Consider the following 15,488-nt stretch of genomic DNA (forward strand, 5'->3'; position numbering starts at 1 on the left):
TTAGCAGCCGGAATAAGAAAATTGCAGCAGTTCCCTTATGTCTCCAGGCAGGATCGACCTTATAACAAGATGCTGAAGGCTAGGCTTCCTGCTCGGTGTAATACAGATGAAACAGAAGATCCTGCTGGTGATTGCCGAAGCCTCTCCCGAACAAGGTGATGCCGGTGGAACTGCCGTTCTGCTCAGGTACGGCAATCCGAAAGGTCCACTGCTTGTCCCGGATGGGAAGAATGTCAAGCGTAACGTCGGAAATTCTTTTTCCATCGATATAGGTGCCGCTTCGGGTAATCCGCAGCGTTTTCAGCAGGCCGCATTGGCTGACCGGATCGGACCACCAAGCCGGGGTATGGATGCCACGGCTTGTACCCAGATATTTCTGACCGGACCATTTTCCGAGCTCAATGCTATTGAAAGAAAAGACGACGCCGGCCGGCTCATTGCCAGGATGGAAAGGAAGCATGGTAGACAACTCGAAAGTGATTTCCAGCTCCTCAGGATTCTGGCTGTCGAGCAGAAAGTTGGGAACCTTGTACTCGATATACCCGCGGCTGAACCAAAGCATCTTGGCTTGAACGCGCTCGGGATACCAGAAGTATCTGGGTTCGTTATATTCCCCGATCGTATGCTCCACCGTCGCAATTCCGCAGGAGGGCAGCAGGTCAAAATCCGTATAATGACCGACAGACACCTCGGTTTGATGGGATTTGCGGTGAAGTCCAGGGGACGTAGGTAGGGTAATCTCGATTTTTTTGGCGGAAAGGGTGCAAATTTTTTGCACGCCGCCTTTGCCGGGGGCCATTTTGGTTGTAATCAGCCTGGCTTTCTCCAGCTTTTTGACATGCATGGTCATGATGGCGCTGCTCAAGCTGAGGGCTTCCGCCAACTCGCGCACATTCATCTGCCGCGTGGAAAGAAGCTGAAGGATACTCAGCCTTACGCTGCTGGCCAGAGCTTCATAGACGGGAAGGGAATGGGTTGACGTATCCAGTTCCAGTTCCATGACAAACCTCCATTCAGGTTTTAGAATGAAACCTATATTCACAATTATATAATGATTTTCCAATATGAACCATGTATTGAGCATGTAATCCAACAATTTCCTTAAAAAAGGATTGACGAAGGTGTAGGCAGTGATTACAATACGATTATAACACACTAAACAGGTAGGAATAATTGTAATAAAATTGCATTCACATCGTTCTCGCCGTACAAACGGAGGAACCTCTGAAACGAATTATGGGCCGCATTCACGGGAATGCGCCATGATTTGGACAGGGTTTCTCCGTTTTTTTATGGGCTGGCAGACTGCCGGGCGGGTCAAAACCAATATTTAGAATATGGGAGTGGGGACAATGAGGAAAATAGGGAATATGGGGATCAGGACGGCAAAAAGAGGAGCGGTGATCGGTCTGGTGCTGCTAATGACGGCGGCGCTTGCGGCATGCGGTTCCAAGGACGGAGCCGGAGCCCCGGCGGAAAGCAAGAGTCAAAGCACTGAAGCCAAGACCAGCGCCAAAGAAATTAACCTGCTGAATGTGTCTTATGATCCGACCCGGGAGCTGTATGAGAATTACAACAAAGCCTTTGCAGCCTATTGGGAAAAAGAAAAGGGACAAAAGGTAAACATTAAGCAGTCGCATGGCGGCTCCGGTGCACAAAGCCGTTCCGTCATTGACGGATTAGAGGCGGACGTGGTAACACTTGCTCTGGGCTATGACATTGATGCCATTCAGAAAAAAGGACTGATCAATGAGGGCTGGCAAAATAAATTCGATCTGAACAGCACGCCGTACAACTCCACTATTGTGTTTCTGGTGCGCAAAGGCAATCCCAAGCAAATTAAGGACTGGAATGATCTGATCAAGGGCGATGTACAGTTAATCACGCCTAATCCGAAGACTTCTGGTGGAGCACGCTGGAACTACTTGGCCGCTTGGGGATACGCATTGAAACAAAATAACAATGATGAGGAAAAAGCGAAGGAATTCGTCCGCGACCTCTTCAAGCATGTGCCGGTACTGGATACCGGGGCCCGCGGAGCAACGACGACATTCGTTGAACGGGGGATCGGTGATGTCCTGCTGGCTTGGGAGAATGAAGCACTCTTATCTGTGAAGGAGCTTGGGCCTGATAAATTCGATATCATCTATCCTTCTATCAGTATTCTGGCAGAGCCTCCGGTTGCTGTCGTGGATAAAGTCGTCGACAAGAAGGGCACGCGTGAAGTTGCAGAAGCTTACCTGAAGTACCTGTACTCGGAAGAGGGACAAAAAATAGCCGCTGAAAACTTTTACCGGCCGACACTTGCCAGCGTACTTGATCAATACAAGGATACGTTTAAATCTATTAATCTGTTTACGCTGAAGGATGTTTTTGGAACATGGGAAGAAACGCAAACCAAGCATTTCAAAGACGGCGGCGTGTTCGACCAAATCTATACGCCGGGCAAATAAAGCGGGCAGGCCAGGAGAGGATGATAAGTCATGACCCAAGTGAGGACAGGGCGGAGCCGGGTACTTCCCGGCTTTGGCCTTACGATGGGGTACAGTGTTGCATATTTAAGCTTGGTCGTTCTGCTGCCGCTGTCCGCGCTGCTGATTAATTCGACCGGACTGAACTGGGCTAAATTCTGGCAGGTGGCGACAGATCCGCGCGTACTCGCCTCCTACCGTATCAGCTTTACCACATCCGCCGCCGCTGCATTGATTGATGCGGTGCTTGGTCTTTTGCTGGCCTGGGTTCTGGTGCGTTATGAATTTCCGGGAAGGCGGCTATGTGACGCGCTGATCGATCTGCCGTTTGCGCTGCCTACAGCGGTGGCTGGGGTGTCGCTGACTGCCTTGTATGCTCCGAACGGCTGGATCGGCTCCCTGCTTGAGCCGCTGGGGATCAAGGCGGCTTTCTCGCAGCTAGGTATTACGCTGGCGCTGATGTTTATCGGCCTGCCTTTCGTCGTCCGGACGCTGCAGCCGGTTCTTCAGGATGCGGAACGTGACGCGGAGGAGGCATCGGCAACACTGGGAGCGGGAAGATTCCGGACGTTCCGGATGGTCATCCTTCCAGGCCTTGTGCCCCCGCTGCTTACGGGCTTTGCGCTTGCCTTCGCTCGGGGAATAGGGGAGTACGGCTCCGTTGTATTTATATCAGGCAATATGCCGATGAAAACGGAGATCGCACCGCTGCTCATCATGTCCAAGCTGGAGCAATATGATTATGCGGGAGCCGCGGCGGTAGCTGTTCTGCTGCTGTTAATCTCCTTCCTGATGCTGCTCGTGATCAATTCGCTGCAGCGATGGTCCAGCCGGAAAAAGGAGGCGGTATAATATGGCCGGTACATTACCCGGAGCCGCGTCGGTACGCCCGGTGCAAGCTTCGCAGGCGGCAACAGAGGCACGGTGGGTGAAGTGGTTGCTGATTGGGGTAGCAGGCTTGGTGCTTCTGTGGCTGATTGTGCTACCGCTTGCCGTGGTTCTGACGCAGGCGCTGAAAAAGGGATGGGATGTCTATATCAGTGCTTTATCGGATCCGGATGCACTGTCAGCACTGAAGCTAACACTGCTGGTGGCACTGATTACGGTTCCGCTGAACACGATCTTCGGGGTCGCCGCCGCCTGGGCGATAACGAAATTCAAGTTTAAGGGCAAGGGCGTCCTGATTACACTGATTGATCTGCCTTTTGCTGTCTCGCCGGTTATTGGCGGATTGATTTTCGTGCTGGTGTTTGGAGCGAACGGCTGGTTTGGTCCCTGGCTCGCGGATCATGATATCAAAATCATCTATGCTGTGCCGGGGATCGTGCTGGCAACGCTGTTTGTGACGTTCCCCTTCGTGGCAAGAGAGCTGATCCCGCTGATGGAAGATCAAGGGCAGCAGGAAGAGGAGGCTGCCATCACACTGGGAGCCAAGGGCTGGGTTGTTTTCACGAGGGTGACGCTGCCGAATATCCGATGGGGGCTTATTTACGGCATTATTCTTTGCAACGCCAGAGCGATGGGCGAATTCGGAGCGGTATCCGTTGTGTCCGGACATATCCGGGGAGAAACGAACACACTGCCGCTGCATGTGGAAATCCTGTACAACGAATATCAGTTCTCCGCTTCCTTTGCGGTCGCGTCCTTGCTTTTGCTGCTGGCGTTGGCCACGCTTTTCATCAAAAGTTTTTACGGCCGGAAAAATGCGCATTGACAGCCTTTTTGGCGGCATGATAATGTAACTGTAAACATTAAACATAGTAAATAGGTTGGAAAAGAATGAATAATGCGCGAATGATCATGATCGAATGGGAATAAAGCAGAAAACGCTAAAAAACGTTCGGAGGGCAAAGGAGGATGCGTCATGGCAAAGGGGCTTCAGGTGGATCAGTTATGGCTTGAGCGGATCGCGGGCCAGTTAAATGACATGGAATTCGGCTCTCTACATATCGTCGTGCATGAAGGCCAAATCGTGCAGATGGAACGGACCGAGCGGAAGCGTTTCGAGAATATGCCTGTCAAAGCAGCGAAGACGGGGATCAAGGCAAGAACCAGGCAGGACCTGAAAAAGACGGCCCGGGATCATCGATAGGCTTGATTAAGCTGCTAAGGAATGCGAACAGGCAGGAAGCTGAAATAAGATTCATTACAAGCAAAACCCGTTGAGTGTCCGTCAACGGGTTATTTTTCTGGCTTTATGCGTTCTATATCTGTTGAAGCTTCGAGTAATTCCGTAGAGCCTGCGTAGGGCCGATCGCGTCTTGAACGCTTCGGATGAATTCCGAATCCGACCAGAAAAAGAATGAATTGGACTGCTAATATGTAGGGTGCGGCAGTTAAGCCGGCGAAATGTGCCAGCGCAGCAGCGCTAATGAATAAAGCCAGAATACGGTAGGATACCTTGGTTGAATCCTTTCTGGGGGTCATAACGGCGAGGTAGAAGGAAATCACTGCTGCCAGACAGGAGACGAACCGTATCCACAACTCAGCGCTTGTCCATGATAATGCCGGGATATCGGGTCCATGAAAATCCTGATACATCTGCAGGCACCAGTATAGAATCAGCACCAGGGCTGCGAAAGGAATGGCAGGTCGGATCAGCTTCCAAAAGCCGATGCCCCAGCCTGGATTGTCCAGCGAACGGATAATGGACGCCTGCTCGCGGATGCGCCGGCGGATCTCTCTCTCCAGCATCTTTTGCAGTTGTGTATGACGCGAGCTGTCCCGCTCTTTTAAATAGGCGTCGATGGCTTCCAGCAGCTCCGTTGTGATCAAGGGAGCCGCCTTGCACTGCTGCAGCAGCAGGATCAGGGATTCTGTTTCTTGCTCATGCTCAGCCGGGGAATCCACTGCTCCATCACCGTCCAGCATACCTGCTGCCCGGGAGTAAAGCCCGAGTGTTTGCCGAAGCCAATCCAGCCGAGCCGTTGCCGCGCTTTTGAAGGAACGGGCGGTACGAATGTACAGCCATAGAAAAAGAATGACCGCAAGTCCTGTGACGATGATTCTGGACTGCGTATCGGTGATATCATTTGCATCAATCCAAGCCGCAAGGTACAACGCCGAATCCCTCCTTCATCGCTTTTGTCTTCACTATTGCATAACAGGCTCCGGATTACAAGATTTCAATTACATGAATTGAACTAAAGATCAGCGTAAAACTTTATTCATTTTATATGCCTGATTTATTCCAGCTTCGCGGATAAAATATGCGGCAAATTGTCGAGATCCTTCAGAAGCTCCTGCAGCGTGCCGTTATGTCTGGCTTTACCTTCAATTTTGAGATGATACATGCCAAGACGTTCCGGATCCTGATCCATCTCATAGGAGGAGATAGAGATTTTTCTCGCGGTAAGCGAATCCAGAATCGGCTGCACGGATTCCTTGGATTCCAGCTCGAAGGAGATATTCAGTGATCTGCCGGTTTTAAAGATCATGCTGAGCAGCTCAAGCCCGATCATGACAAGGATGGTTGCGCTGATCCCGGCAGCATACATGCCAGAGCCGATAGTCAGTCCGATGCCGGAGGTAGCCCATACCCCTGCGGCTGTCGTGAGACCGCGTACCATTTTACGTTCAATAATAATCATGCCTGCTCCGAGAAAACCGATGCCGCTGACCGCCTGGGCAGCTACACGGCTGGGATCAAGCGCAATATGATCATGGTCTAATACTTGGGAAAAACCGTATTGCGATACCAGCATGATTAGCGCACTGCCGACGGCCACGAGAAAGTGGGTTCGGAGCCCAGCTTCCTTGGCCCTCAGCTCACGCTCCAGACCTATAACGGCCCCGAGCAGCCCGGCTACCGCCAAACGGATAATGTATTCTGTAATCATGCATTCATCAGCTCCTTTAAGAAAACGATACGAAAGAGTTCCTGAACTATTACCCATATTCCTCTAAAACTTCCTTTAAAACTTCAAACAAGCTATTTTTCAACCGGTGTCTCTGGTGGGTAAATAGATATCAAAAGGACTTGCCAGGGAGGTTTTGCTATGGACTTGGGAATGATTTCCGTTAAATTGATTATCGGTTTTCTCGGCCTTTGGGTGATGACGCGCGTTCTGGGCAAAAAGGAAATTTCCCAGCTTACTCCCTTTGATTTTATATCTTCACTCATGCTGAGTGAATTGGTGGGGAATACCGTATATCAGGAAGACGTTCATATAGGTCAGCTTTTATTTTCGCTGGCTATATGGTTTATTTTATCTTATGTATTTGAAAAAGTAACCCAATATGCCAGGAAAACCCGCGGACCTCTGGAAGGCTCGCCCTCCATCCTGATCCGCAACGGTGAGGTGGACATCCGGGAAATGAAGCGGAACCGCCTGGATTTTGAGCAGCTGCTGATGATGCTTCGTCAAAAGGATATTTTTTCCGTGCGGGAGGTATCCTATGCCATCTTTGAAACGAACGGATCACTAAGCGTTATGAAAAATACAGAGTATGAAACGGTGCAAAAATCCGATTTGAAGCTTACAGATGATGAGCCAGGACTCACTTATAATCTGCTCGAGGAAGGGCGGATCAATGAGGAGGCGCTGAAGTCCCTGGGTGAAAATAAGATCTGGCTGATGGAGCAGCTGAGGCAAAACGGACATACCGAGCTTGAAAACATTGCGTATGTGGAATGGCAGGAAGGGCGGGGGCTATTCGTTCTTGAGCATAAGCATGAAAGACATGGCTAATGAATGAAACATGAAGATTTTTGGGCATGAAACGGATTTTGAGGGTAAAATAGGAGTACATGCATAAGTGATTATAGCAAAATGATATAGAGGAGATTATTTCATGACAGAAACTATTCACCCGATGAATATAACGATATTTGGCGCAACCGGCACGGTTGGACAGGCTTTGCTGAAAGAGGCGCTGAGCCGTGAGCATGAAGTGACGGCAGTAGTGCGTGATGTATCCCGGTTAAGCGAAAAGCATGAACGTCTGCATGTGGTGCAGGGGGATATTCTTGACCCGGCATCCGTATCCGAGCATACGAAAGGACGCGAAGCGGTTATCAGCGCTTACGGTCCCAAGTTCGGTTCGGAGGAAGAACTGGTGGAGGCGGCACGCTCTCTGGTCGAAGGCGTGCGCCGCTCCGGTGTGAAGCGTTTGCTGGTTGTAGGCGGCGCAGGCAGCCTGATGACGGATGAAGGAGTCCGGCTCATGGATACGCCATCCTTCCCGGCGGAGGTCTTTCCACTGGCCAAAGCGCATGCCGATGCTTATGAGATCTACAGCCAGTCAGACTTGGAGTGGACTTATCTCAGCCCGGCAGCTGTGCTGGAGGATGGGCGCCGCATCGGAAACTTCAGGGTTGGCATCGACCGCTTGATTACCGATGAGCTTGGCAGCAGCCGGATTTCAACCGGCGATTTGGCCGCAGCATTGATGGATGAGATGGAGGATCCGTACTTTGTGGCCTCAAGGTTCACGGCGGGGTATTAAGGCAAGAACGACTTGAGCTGTGCAGCTGTGCCTATCGTTTATCTCTTGGCCCGTGAAGTAACATGCTACAAAATACGGCGTCTCTATAACGACTGAATTAGCCTCTCTTGGTGTTTATCCGCCGGGAGAGGCTTTTTTTAGGGGGATGCCTGACCGGGTCAAGATTCTGCACGCAGCTTGGCCATGTATTCCTTAGGCTTGCAGCCCGTATATCTTTTGAACAGCTCGTAGAAATGTGCCATATTTTCGATTCCGATCGCTTCGGCAATCTCCGTCACCTTCATATTTTGGGTTAGCAGGAGCCGCACCGCATTCTGGATCTTTCGGCGGTTCACATAGTCGGTAAATGAGACCCCCATCATTTTCTTGAAATATTGCGGACTGGCTGAAGAACTACGCTAAACTGAGTGCGACCGTAAGTATGAATCGTACCGATAAAGAAATCGTGGTCATGCTGACGCCGCAATCTTCCCTGGACCGGGCCGATTACCGCATCGAAACTTCGACGGCGCTGCTGCAGAAGTCGAAGGAAATGTATATGGACGTTCCTTATGCACAGATCGAACAGAAAATTGCCGAAGCCAAGAACGTTCGCGGGGAGATAGCGAAGCTGATTGAGCAGCAGGCATACGATCAGATGACTTTGAAATCAGCAGCGCTGGACAGCTTGATGGATGAGGTTATTAACCTGAATATGGAATCTCGCAAGGTCGAGCATCGTGCCATTTGGATTCGTCCACTAGAGACGAACATCGATGAAGTTCGTCAGCATCTGAAACTCATCGCTGATGCGAATCTGAATCAGGTATATGTGGAAACATGGTGGGGCGGATATACCATTTACCCGTCGAGCAATCCGCTTGCGCCTCAAAATCCGATGTATAAGGGGTTTGATGTCCTTCAGGCGTACTTGGATGTAGCTGATGAACTCGGCCTGGAGATACATGTGTGGGTGGAGAATGCGTTTCTTGAGGGAAATAAGATGGAGGAAAAGCCGGAATGGTCGATGATCCGCCGCGATGGGGCTGATTATTGGGAAGTGGATGGCCATACGTTTTACTGGCTGAATCCTGCCCTTCCGGAAGTAAGGAAATTCATTGCCGCTCTCTATAGCGATTTGGTGACCCGATATCCGGTTGCCGGGCTGCATCTGGATTATATCCGTTATCCCGACAATTACGGAACAGACATCGATTATGGCTATGACGCCTATACCCGTAATGAGTTTATGAAGAAAAATAAAACCGATGTAGATCCGGTGAATCTTCATCCGGGAGATCCGCTTTGGCCGGAATGGCAGTTTCGCATGGACATCATTACAGGATTTGTTAAAGAGCTTGTATCGCAATTGAAAGAGGCTTCACCGGGGCTGGCCATTAGCGCAGCCGTGTATTCCGATTTCTACAGTAATCCGTATTACAAGCTGCAGGAAGCAGGGCTGTGGCTGCAGCAGGGCTACCTGGACAATATATTCCCTATGTCCTATAAGCTGGATGCTCAAGCGGTTGTCCATGATGCAGAAGAGACGATGAAGCTTGCCGGCGCTCTCTCTTACGTGACGATGGGGCTCGGACCACAGGCCAAGGTATCCCGTCCGGTGCTTGTTGAGCAGGCGAATGAGACGCAGAAAAACGGAACGTCAGGCAGTGCATATTTCGAATTTTTGTCATACTTTGGCGATCAATACAATGTGCCGCTTAAGCAGGGAGTGTACCGGAATAAGGCGATCGTTCCATTCAGCCATCCTGGGCTGTCCGTAAAGACGATTTTGATGGAAATGGATCGGAAAATCGATGAAATTTACGTACCGAACCAAGGAATGACGAATGTAAAGGATTATAAAAAGGATCTAAAGGTGCTCATCAACCGCTTGAACGAAAATAAGACCATCGACAAGAGGGCAGCTAAGCTCGATGGAGATCTGCAGCAGCTGATGAAAAAGCTCAGTCAGGATTCCTCCGTAAACGAGCAAGTGAAGAATCGGATGATGTACGATCTGAAGTATGCGGAGCACATCATCAAAATTTACAAGAACAAGAACCAGGGCGAATTGTAACAAGAACGCCCGCATCCTGAATGTCAGGATACGGGCGGTTATTTGTTTTATAACGGATTGCCCGCCTGATGTCAGCCCACCTCGGTAAACTTCCAGTACCGAGCTATATAGCTTCTCGAACAGATCCCAAAATGAAGCTTGTCCGGCAGGGTATTCCGGATGAAGTAGAGAATATTTAAGATACCATCGCTTGTGAAAAAAGCGGCCAATCAATGGCTGCTGGTAAATGGGCAATCACGGATCAAACCACATCATATAAAAAGAGATGGAGGGATTATCTTGAACATCGCAATTATCGGGTGCGGAACCATGGGTTTGACTTATGCACATAACCTGGGGAATATGCCGGGAGTTCAGGTATCGGGCGTTGCAGACCTGATTCAGGAGCGTGCCGATCAAGCTGCGGCAGTCAGCGGAGCTGCTTCATATACGAACTGGGAGGAGATGCTGGAGAAAGAGCGGCCGGAAACCGTAGCCGTGTGCCTGCCTACCTACTTGCATAAAACATTCGTACTGAGCCTCGCGCAGCGCGGACTGCATGTGATTTGTGAGAAGCCTGCAGCACTGACGGTTGAAGACGCCAAAGAAATGGAAGAGGCATGCAGCCAGCATGGCGTCCGGCTGTTCATCGGCCATGTCGTCCGCTTCTTCCCGAACTACAGGAATGCGCTTGAACAAGTGAGATCCGGTACAATTGGCGAGGCCAAAATGGCGCATTTCAAGCGCTGCGGCTCTTATCCGCAAGGAGTGGATTTTTGGTACCATGACCGGGCCAAGAGCGGCGGAATCATTATGGATCTGATCATTCATGACATCGATTTTGCCTGCTGGATGTTTGGTGATGTGGAGTCTGTATATGCTTCGGTTACAAGTCCTGACCTGAACGGGATGGAGTACGCTCAGGTGACGATGAAATTCAGCAGTGGGGCGATTGCCAACCTGACCGGTTTCTGGGGATATGCGGGGCCGTTTACGACTCAGTTTGAAATATCCGGTGACGGGGGGATCATCCGCTTCGACAGCAATCAAGTTCAATCACTGGATCTTAAGATCGCGTCCAGCGGAAGCGGAACGGAGGAAGCCGTTCAGGTGCCGTCCAGTCCGGTACTGCATGATCCTTATTATTTGGAAGTACAACATTTTATCGAATGCATTCGTGAGGGCAGTGAGCCCATCGTAAGTGCAGCCGATGCTTGCCGGGCTATTGAGATTGCGCTGGCTTGCGAACAATCGGCACGGACAGGACAGCCCGTCCGCATGGGAGGGATGACGTCATGATCAAGATGAAAGTAGGTTTTATTAGTTTCGCCCATATGCATGCCGCCAGTTATTTGCACGCGATGCTGGGGAGAAGTGATGTGGAAGTGGTCGGTATCGCCGATGAGGATGCCGAACGGGTTGCCCCGTTTACCACGGGTAAAGGGATTTCCTATTACGCAGATTATAACGAGCTGCTGGCTCAGGACGTGGATGCGGTTGTGATCTGTTCGGAGAACGCCCGTCATGCGGAGCTTACTCTTAAAGCAGCCGAAGCAGGCAAGCATGTCCTCTGTGAAAAGCCTCTTGGTTTGTCTGAAGAGGAAATGCTCGGTATGATTCAGGTGTGCAGGGATCGGGGGGTCCAGCTGATGACTGCCTTCCCATGCCGTTATCTGACGGCGGTTCGCCAGGCCAAACAAGCGATTGATGAAGGTCAAATCGGTGAGATTGTTGCCATGAAAGGAACGAACCGCGGTACGATGCCGGGCGGATGGTTCATTGAGAAGGAGCATTCCGGCGGTGGCGCGGTTCTTGATCATACGGTCCATGTCATGGACCTGATGCACTGGTTTACAGGTAGCGTGGTTGAGGAAGTATATGCCCACGCCGAAACCTTGTTTCATGAAACGGACATCGATGATGCAGGCATGGTGCATGTGAAGTTTGCAAACGGCGTATTTGCCGTGCTGGACCCGAGCTGGTCCCGTTCGAGCAGTTTCCCGACGTGGGGCGATGTGACCTTGGAGGTTATCGGTACAAAAGGGTCACTTTCCATCGATGCTTTCGCGCAAAAGAACGATCTGTACAGTGATGCAGCCGGGAAAGCCAACTGGAGCTACTGGGGGGATGATATGGATACCGAGCTGGTTAACAGCTTTGTGGATCGTATTATCCAGGGCCAGCCGGTTCTGGTGACAGGCGAGGATGGTTACCGTTCCGCTCGTGTGGGGCTTGCCGCGTACGAATCAGCCCGTACAGGCCAGCCGGTTCAACTGAGGCGGTAGGACTAAGACAGCAGGCTGGCTGTTCGACTTAATTTGAAGAGGTTATTTTGGAGGCGGCTGCCCCATAAGGTCGATTTGACCCAGGGGCAGCCTATTTATTGTTGGACACTTCGCTATGGCTCGCCGGCTTGTCCACCAAGGAAATACAGCGTGATCGGATGGCAGCTGCGGTACATTATGCAACGGCACATCAGGTTACGCTGGTGCTCAAAGGAGCGTGGACCATCATCGTGGCCCCGGTGGAACTGCTTATGAGAATAATATAGTCTATAAGGCACTACAGAAAAAATAGACAAATCAGCGGAACGACAAGCGCAAACAAAGGCGTGAACAAGGAATGATCGGAGAAAATGCGCTTGCCTGTGAAGAAGATCAGTATGGTGCATACGCCCGCTGCTGCTGCCAGCTCCGGGTATCCGTCAAACTCCGGCGTTCTGATAAACAGGCAGTAAAAGGCAGTGTAGGCAGCCGCCGCATACAAGGAAGCCTGCTTCAGACGGTTTAGCGGGGGCAGCACGGCCAGTATCGCGTCCGATGCAATGGAAATCAGCATGGCATAGCTGTAGACCCATACTTCCGGCGAAATGAGAAGATCGTCGCTCTGCGCGCCCCAAGGGGTCTCCTGCATTGGCAGCACACGTGACAGCAGCATAAGCATCATCAGTGTCAGGCCTGCGGATGCCAGCTTGTTCATCGTATATCTTCCCGACTTCAGCCGGGCATGGATAAAGGAATATTCCGGTTTCATCATTCGGTTCTCTCCTTGCCCATTATAATCCTTGCTACAGCATAGTCGTCAGACACTAAAAAGGTTACAGGGAGATGCCGTGCTCTTATTGGTAAAGGTATGTTGATGATGGTTCTTATATTATTCTAAATGGTCTTTTAAAAAGGAGGCGGAACCAAGTGGGGAAATTCATGGCCGGGCTCGGTATATTTTGCGGTGCGGCACTTGTTCTTTTTATGGTGATTTTATTTTCTGGTGGAGATCCGTTCTTGGTGCCGATTGTCGGATTTAGTATTGTAATCGCTATGCTGGGTGTGGTGCTGATCAATCAGCAGAAGGAGCTTGAGACCCGGAAGAGGGCGGAGAAAAGACATCGGCTTAACAGCGGGATTAAAAGTAAAATGTGATGATAAAAGAAGACAGCCTCCCCGCCGCAAGCTCGGATCGGGAGGCTGTTTTTAGGTTTTTATAAAATTCCTGATATTCATAGACCGGGAAAATTCAGATTCAGATAAATGCCTCTGATTCTAAGGACAAGTCGGCGGCAAAAAACTATTAAGCATTCTTTCTCCGCGGAATGGTGAGCGTCTGCCAGTCATCGCCCTGGATCATTTTGGCGGCATAGATGATTTGGCCAACATGGCTTGAGTAATGCGACATTTGGCGCTCGATGGCTTCCAGTACCGAGTGCGGCTGCTGCCGGATATAAACGGTTCGGAGCAGGTCCTCGCCCTTCAGCTCCGAGAGAGTCTGCAGAAAGACATCCCAGCCGCGATTCCATACCGTAAGGAGCTCTTCCTTGGACTCGATCATGCCTTCAAACTCCTCATCCCGGTCTCGGCCGGGCTTTTCGCCGTCTGATGTGAGAAAATCCGTCCAGCGAGAAATCATATTGCCGCTAATATGCTTGACGATAACCGCGATGCTGTTGGATTCTTCATTCGGGGCCCAGTTCAATTTGAAATCATCGGAAACTTGGGCGATCGCCTTCTCTGCCGACTTTTTAAGCTCGGCGAACTTTATGTTCACAATCCGTAAATATTCTGCTCCGATCTGACTCTCGTTAATTACATCACTCATCTATTCCACCTCCGTAATAATTGCATTCATGTACAGTATAAAACCGATGTCCGCGCCTAAGCAAACCATGGACAAGCCAGAATTGCACGGTATGAGGCGAAAATAGATTTTAGTATGAAAGGATTATTCTTGTCGAAAAATGGTAAAAATACTGAAAAATGGACATGATATGCAAGTAATAACAAATGCGGGAGGTTGTTTGTGTTGTTTGAAAACTTTGATGTTATCAAGCCTTTATTCGAAGATCAAGTTCACGAAAGGCATCAGTTTTCTTTGAATTATCAAGGAAATGAATATAAAGGGCTATACCATAATGGAGAAATTTCCTGGTTTAATCCGCATCCTCAAAATGATCTTGCGGAAGAGCATTTGGATGATGTGGAATCCGAGGTCCATGAGAGGATGCAGGATCACTTATCATAACCGAATGAAAGAAAAGGGACGGCGAGGTCCCTTTTTTCGGTTGTTCTATAGTTTCGGAATGACCTTCCTTGCACCCAGCAGAAGCCATGTGACTAGAACAAATGGCATCGTGAGCGTAGGGAGCCCGTAAGGTAAGAGCCATACGTCTATGCTGGCCGTAACAGGTACCGTTATAGCGGCGGCAATAAGTCCTGTCAGTGGCGCTAAGCGGCTTTTCGCATCAAATACGGCAGCAACTGCCAGAATGGTCAAAACGGCATTGAATCCATAAAGCCCTAAATTCAGCAATGTAATTTCTGCTCCTAATCCATAGGCGGTTAACCCGGCAATAACCGAGCCTAAGACGGCATATAAACCGAGTCTCCAGCTAGCCCAAAACACGGCGAGCAAAATCAAAATTCCAGACCATAGGCTGTCCTGAAAGTATACTTGTCCAATTCCATTCACCAAGCCGTGGATCCAGTCGATGGTACCTCCGGGTTGAAGCTTCCAATGCGAGAGATCCTGCGGAACGAGATTCGAACTTAATTGGAATGTGCTAAGCCGGTAAGAGGCAATCAGCAGAAACCAAGTCATGATTATGTAAGGGAATGTAAGAACCGGCATTTGCGAGTTTCGCATCCAATGCATCATGGCGGCTGTAAAAAGGGCTGCCACTGCAGCGCCAGCCAAAGCGATGGCCCAGCGCCATCCCCCCTCCAGATTTAAGGCTAGCGCAATTCCGGCTAACACCGAGTTATAACCAAGTAACCCCTGATTGACGGTGGTTTTATCTGTTCCTCCGAATCGGCCGATGAAAGTGGCTATGCATGCGGATAGCAATGCAATTATACCGAGCGAAACAGAGGAAATCAGGATGGCTACAAGGATAATGAGTCCTGTCACTGCATTTTCAATCAAGATGACTTGGGAGATGCCTTTAAGGGCCGTAGCAATGAAAGAAAAAAACGCTCCTTCACGTATTGAAATTCGCTTGTCTTTTTGCATTATGATCTCCTTATTTAGCGTATTGGGCGGTT

The 15,488-nt window shown here is 50.1% G+C and carries 18 protein-coding genes and 1 pseudogene; 12 read left to right on the top strand and 7 right to left on the bottom strand.

The annotated features are described in order from the left end of the window. Window positions 1–79: 79 nt before the first annotated feature. Complete coding sequence (locus E6W40_RS23515; RefSeq protein ID WP_136608220.1) at window positions 80–994, bottom strand: ArsR/SmtB family transcription factor; 915 nt, start codon at window positions 992–994, stop codon at window positions 80–82. A gap of 358 nt (window positions 995–1,352) precedes the next feature. Between E6W40_RS23515 and E6W40_RS23520 the strand changes: the two genes are divergently transcribed. The 4 genes from E6W40_RS23520 to E6W40_RS23535 all read left to right on the top strand — a co-directional run bounded on the left by E6W40_RS23520 (window position 1,353) and on the right by E6W40_RS23535 (window position 4,563). Beyond that, the gene (locus E6W40_RS23520; RefSeq protein WP_246073146.1) at window positions 1,353–2,453 is read left to right on the top strand and encodes a sulfate ABC transporter substrate-binding protein; all 1,101 of its coding nucleotides are present in this window, start codon (window positions 1,353–1,355) and stop codon (window positions 2,451–2,453) included. Window positions 2,454–2,483: 30 nt separating this feature from the next. After that, window positions 2,484–3,323 (top strand): sulfate ABC transporter permease subunit CysT, encoded by an 840-nt coding sequence (cysT, locus tag E6W40_RS23525; RefSeq protein ID WP_136607979.1) that lies wholly within the window; start codon window positions 2,484–2,486, stop codon window positions 3,321–3,323. A 1-nt stretch (window position 3,324) separates the two neighbouring features. Further along, complete coding sequence (gene cysW / locus E6W40_RS23530; protein WP_136607980.1) at window positions 3,325–4,185, top strand: sulfate ABC transporter permease subunit CysW; 861 nt, start codon at window positions 3,325–3,327, stop codon at window positions 4,183–4,185. A 150-nt stretch (window positions 4,186–4,335) separates the two neighbouring features. After that, window positions 4,336–4,563: a YezD family protein gene (locus tag E6W40_RS23535; protein ID WP_136607981.1), complete on the top strand. Its 228-nt coding sequence runs from the start codon at window positions 4,336–4,338 to the stop codon at window positions 4,561–4,563. An 89-nt stretch (window positions 4,564–4,652) separates the two neighbouring features. Here the strand turns inward: E6W40_RS23535 and E6W40_RS23540 are convergent, their stop codons facing one another. Both E6W40_RS23540 and E6W40_RS23545 read right to left on the bottom strand, forming a co-directional pair. Continuing rightward, window positions 4,653–5,531 (bottom strand): hypothetical protein, encoded by an 879-nt coding sequence (locus E6W40_RS23540; protein WP_136607982.1) that lies wholly within the window; start codon window positions 5,529–5,531, stop codon window positions 4,653–4,655. A gap of 125 nt (window positions 5,532–5,656) precedes the next feature. Next, window positions 5,657–6,310, bottom strand: a complete 654-nt coding sequence (locus E6W40_RS23545) for an MgtC/SapB family protein (protein WP_136607983.1) — start codon at window positions 6,308–6,310, stop codon at window positions 5,657–5,659. A 159-nt stretch (window positions 6,311–6,469) separates the two neighbouring features. On the opposite strand from E6W40_RS23545, the gene E6W40_RS23550 reads away from it, so the two are divergent. Further along, window positions 6,470–7,162: a YetF domain-containing protein gene (locus tag E6W40_RS23550; RefSeq protein ID WP_136607984.1), complete on the top strand. Its 693-nt coding sequence runs from the start codon at window positions 6,470–6,472 to the stop codon at window positions 7,160–7,162. Window positions 7,163–7,286: 124 nt separating this feature from the next. Next, the gene (locus E6W40_RS23555) at window positions 7,287–7,919 is read left to right on the top strand and encodes an NAD(P)-dependent oxidoreductase (protein ID WP_136608222.1); all 633 of its coding nucleotides are present in this window, start codon (window positions 7,287–7,289) and stop codon (window positions 7,917–7,919) included. Window positions 7,920–8,077: 158 nt separating this feature from the next. Here E6W40_RS23555 and E6W40_RS23560 read toward each other — a convergent pair. Next, window positions 8,078–8,284 (bottom strand): annotated as a pseudogene (locus tag E6W40_RS23560) (helix-turn-helix domain-containing protein); the annotation flags it as partial. Window positions 8,285–8,340: 56 nt separating this feature from the next. Here E6W40_RS23560 and E6W40_RS23565 point away from each other — a divergent pair. The 4 genes from E6W40_RS23565 to E6W40_RS29605 all read left to right on the top strand — a co-directional run bounded on the left by E6W40_RS23565 (window position 8,341) and on the right by E6W40_RS29605 (window position 12,505). After that, window positions 8,341–9,975, top strand: coding sequence for a glycoside hydrolase family 10-like protein (locus tag E6W40_RS23565; RefSeq protein WP_136607985.1), 1,635 nt, complete (start codon window positions 8,341–8,343; stop codon window positions 9,973–9,975). 279 nt (window positions 9,976–10,254) lie between these two features. Beyond that, window positions 10,255–11,253, top strand: coding sequence for a Gfo/Idh/MocA family protein (locus E6W40_RS23570; protein ID WP_136607986.1), 999 nt, complete (start codon window positions 10,255–10,257; stop codon window positions 11,251–11,253). Beyond that, window positions 11,250–12,239 (top strand): Gfo/Idh/MocA family protein, encoded by a 990-nt coding sequence (locus tag E6W40_RS23575; RefSeq protein ID WP_136607987.1) that lies wholly within the window; start codon window positions 11,250–11,252, stop codon window positions 12,237–12,239. Before E6W40_RS23570 ends, E6W40_RS23575 begins: the two co-directional genes overlap by 4 nt. Before the next feature lie 98 nt (window positions 12,240–12,337). After that, the gene (locus E6W40_RS29605) at window positions 12,338–12,505 is read left to right on the top strand and encodes a hypothetical protein (protein ID WP_168929019.1); all 168 of its coding nucleotides are present in this window, start codon (window positions 12,338–12,340) and stop codon (window positions 12,503–12,505) included. An 11-nt stretch (window positions 12,506–12,516) separates the two neighbouring features. On the opposite strand, the gene E6W40_RS23580 is transcribed toward E6W40_RS29605, so the two are convergent. Next, window positions 12,517–12,990 (bottom strand): hypothetical protein, encoded by a 474-nt coding sequence (locus E6W40_RS23580; RefSeq protein ID WP_244864603.1) that lies wholly within the window; start codon window positions 12,988–12,990, stop codon window positions 12,517–12,519. A 155-nt stretch (window positions 12,991–13,145) separates the two neighbouring features. Between E6W40_RS23580 and E6W40_RS23585 the strand changes: the two genes are divergently transcribed. Continuing rightward, window positions 13,146–13,373: a hypothetical protein gene (locus tag E6W40_RS23585; RefSeq protein WP_136607988.1), complete on the top strand. Its 228-nt coding sequence runs from the start codon at window positions 13,146–13,148 to the stop codon at window positions 13,371–13,373. Between the two features lie 148 nt (window positions 13,374–13,521). Here the strand turns inward: E6W40_RS23585 and E6W40_RS23590 are convergent, their stop codons facing one another. Then, the gene (locus E6W40_RS23590; protein WP_136607989.1) at window positions 13,522–14,046 is read right to left on the bottom strand and encodes a DUF1572 family protein; all 525 of its coding nucleotides are present in this window, start codon (window positions 14,044–14,046) and stop codon (window positions 13,522–13,524) included. Window positions 14,047–14,247: 201 nt separating this feature from the next. Here E6W40_RS23590 and E6W40_RS23595 point away from each other — a divergent pair, with 201 nt between their 5' ends. Continuing rightward, complete coding sequence (locus E6W40_RS23595; RefSeq protein ID WP_244864602.1) at window positions 14,248–14,469, top strand: DUF5342 family protein; 222 nt, start codon at window positions 14,248–14,250, stop codon at window positions 14,467–14,469. 45 nt (window positions 14,470–14,514) lie between these two features. Here E6W40_RS23595 and E6W40_RS23600 read toward each other — a convergent pair whose 3' ends face one another. Further along, window positions 14,515–15,456, bottom strand: a complete 942-nt coding sequence (locus tag E6W40_RS23600) for an urea transporter (protein ID WP_136607990.1) — start codon at window positions 15,454–15,456, stop codon at window positions 14,515–14,517. Between the last annotated feature and the right edge of the window lie 32 nt (window positions 15,457–15,488).

Origin of the sequence: Paenibacillus dokdonensis (genome assembly GCF_004916975.1) — a bacterium.
GTDB lineage: Bacteria > Bacillota > Bacilli > Paenibacillales > Paenibacillaceae > Paenibacillus_AQ > Paenibacillus_AQ dokdonensis.

What these genes read in the sequence shown, in the direction of transcription:
- E6W40_RS23520 (WP_246073146.1), top strand. Translation starts at nt 1,353, where the DNA reads ATGAGGAAAATAGGGAATATGGGGATCAGGACGGCAAAAAGAGGAGCG.
- E6W40_RS23550 (WP_136607984.1), top strand. Translation starts at nt 6,470, where the DNA reads ATGGACTTGGGAATGATTTCCGTTAAATTGATTATCGGTTTTCTCGGC.
- E6W40_RS23565 (WP_136607985.1), top strand. Translation starts at nt 8,341, where the DNA reads ATGAATCGTACCGATAAAGAAATCGTGGTCATGCTGACGCCGCAATCT.
- E6W40_RS23535 (WP_136607981.1), top strand. Translation starts at nt 4,336, where the DNA reads ATGGCAAAGGGGCTTCAGGTGGATCAGTTATGGCTTGAGCGGATCGCG.
- cysT (WP_136607979.1), top strand. Translation starts at nt 2,484, where the DNA reads ATGACCCAAGTGAGGACAGGGCGGAGCCGGGTACTTCCCGGCTTTGGC.
- E6W40_RS23580 (WP_244864603.1), bottom strand. Translation starts at nt 12,990, where the DNA reads ATGATGAAACCGGAATATTCCTTTATCCATGCCCGGCTGAAGTCGGGA.
- E6W40_RS23575 (WP_136607987.1), top strand. Translation starts at nt 11,250, where the DNA reads ATGATCAAGATGAAAGTAGGTTTTATTAGTTTCGCCCATATGCATGCC.
- E6W40_RS23600 (WP_136607990.1), bottom strand. Translation starts at nt 15,456, where the DNA reads ATGCAAAAAGACAAGCGAATTTCAATACGTGAAGGAGCGTTTTTTTCT.
- E6W40_RS23590 (WP_136607989.1), bottom strand. Translation starts at nt 14,046, where the DNA reads ATGAGTGATGTAATTAACGAGAGTCAGATCGGAGCAGAATATTTACGG.
- E6W40_RS23555 (WP_136608222.1), top strand. Translation starts at nt 7,287, where the DNA reads ATGAATATAACGATATTTGGCGCAACCGGCACGGTTGGACAGGCTTTG.
- E6W40_RS23545 (WP_136607983.1), bottom strand. Translation starts at nt 6,310, where the DNA reads ATGATTACAGAATACATTATCCGTTTGGCGGTAGCCGGGCTGCTCGGG.
- cysW (WP_136607980.1), top strand. Translation starts at nt 3,325, where the DNA reads ATGGCCGGTACATTACCCGGAGCCGCGTCGGTACGCCCGGTGCAAGCT.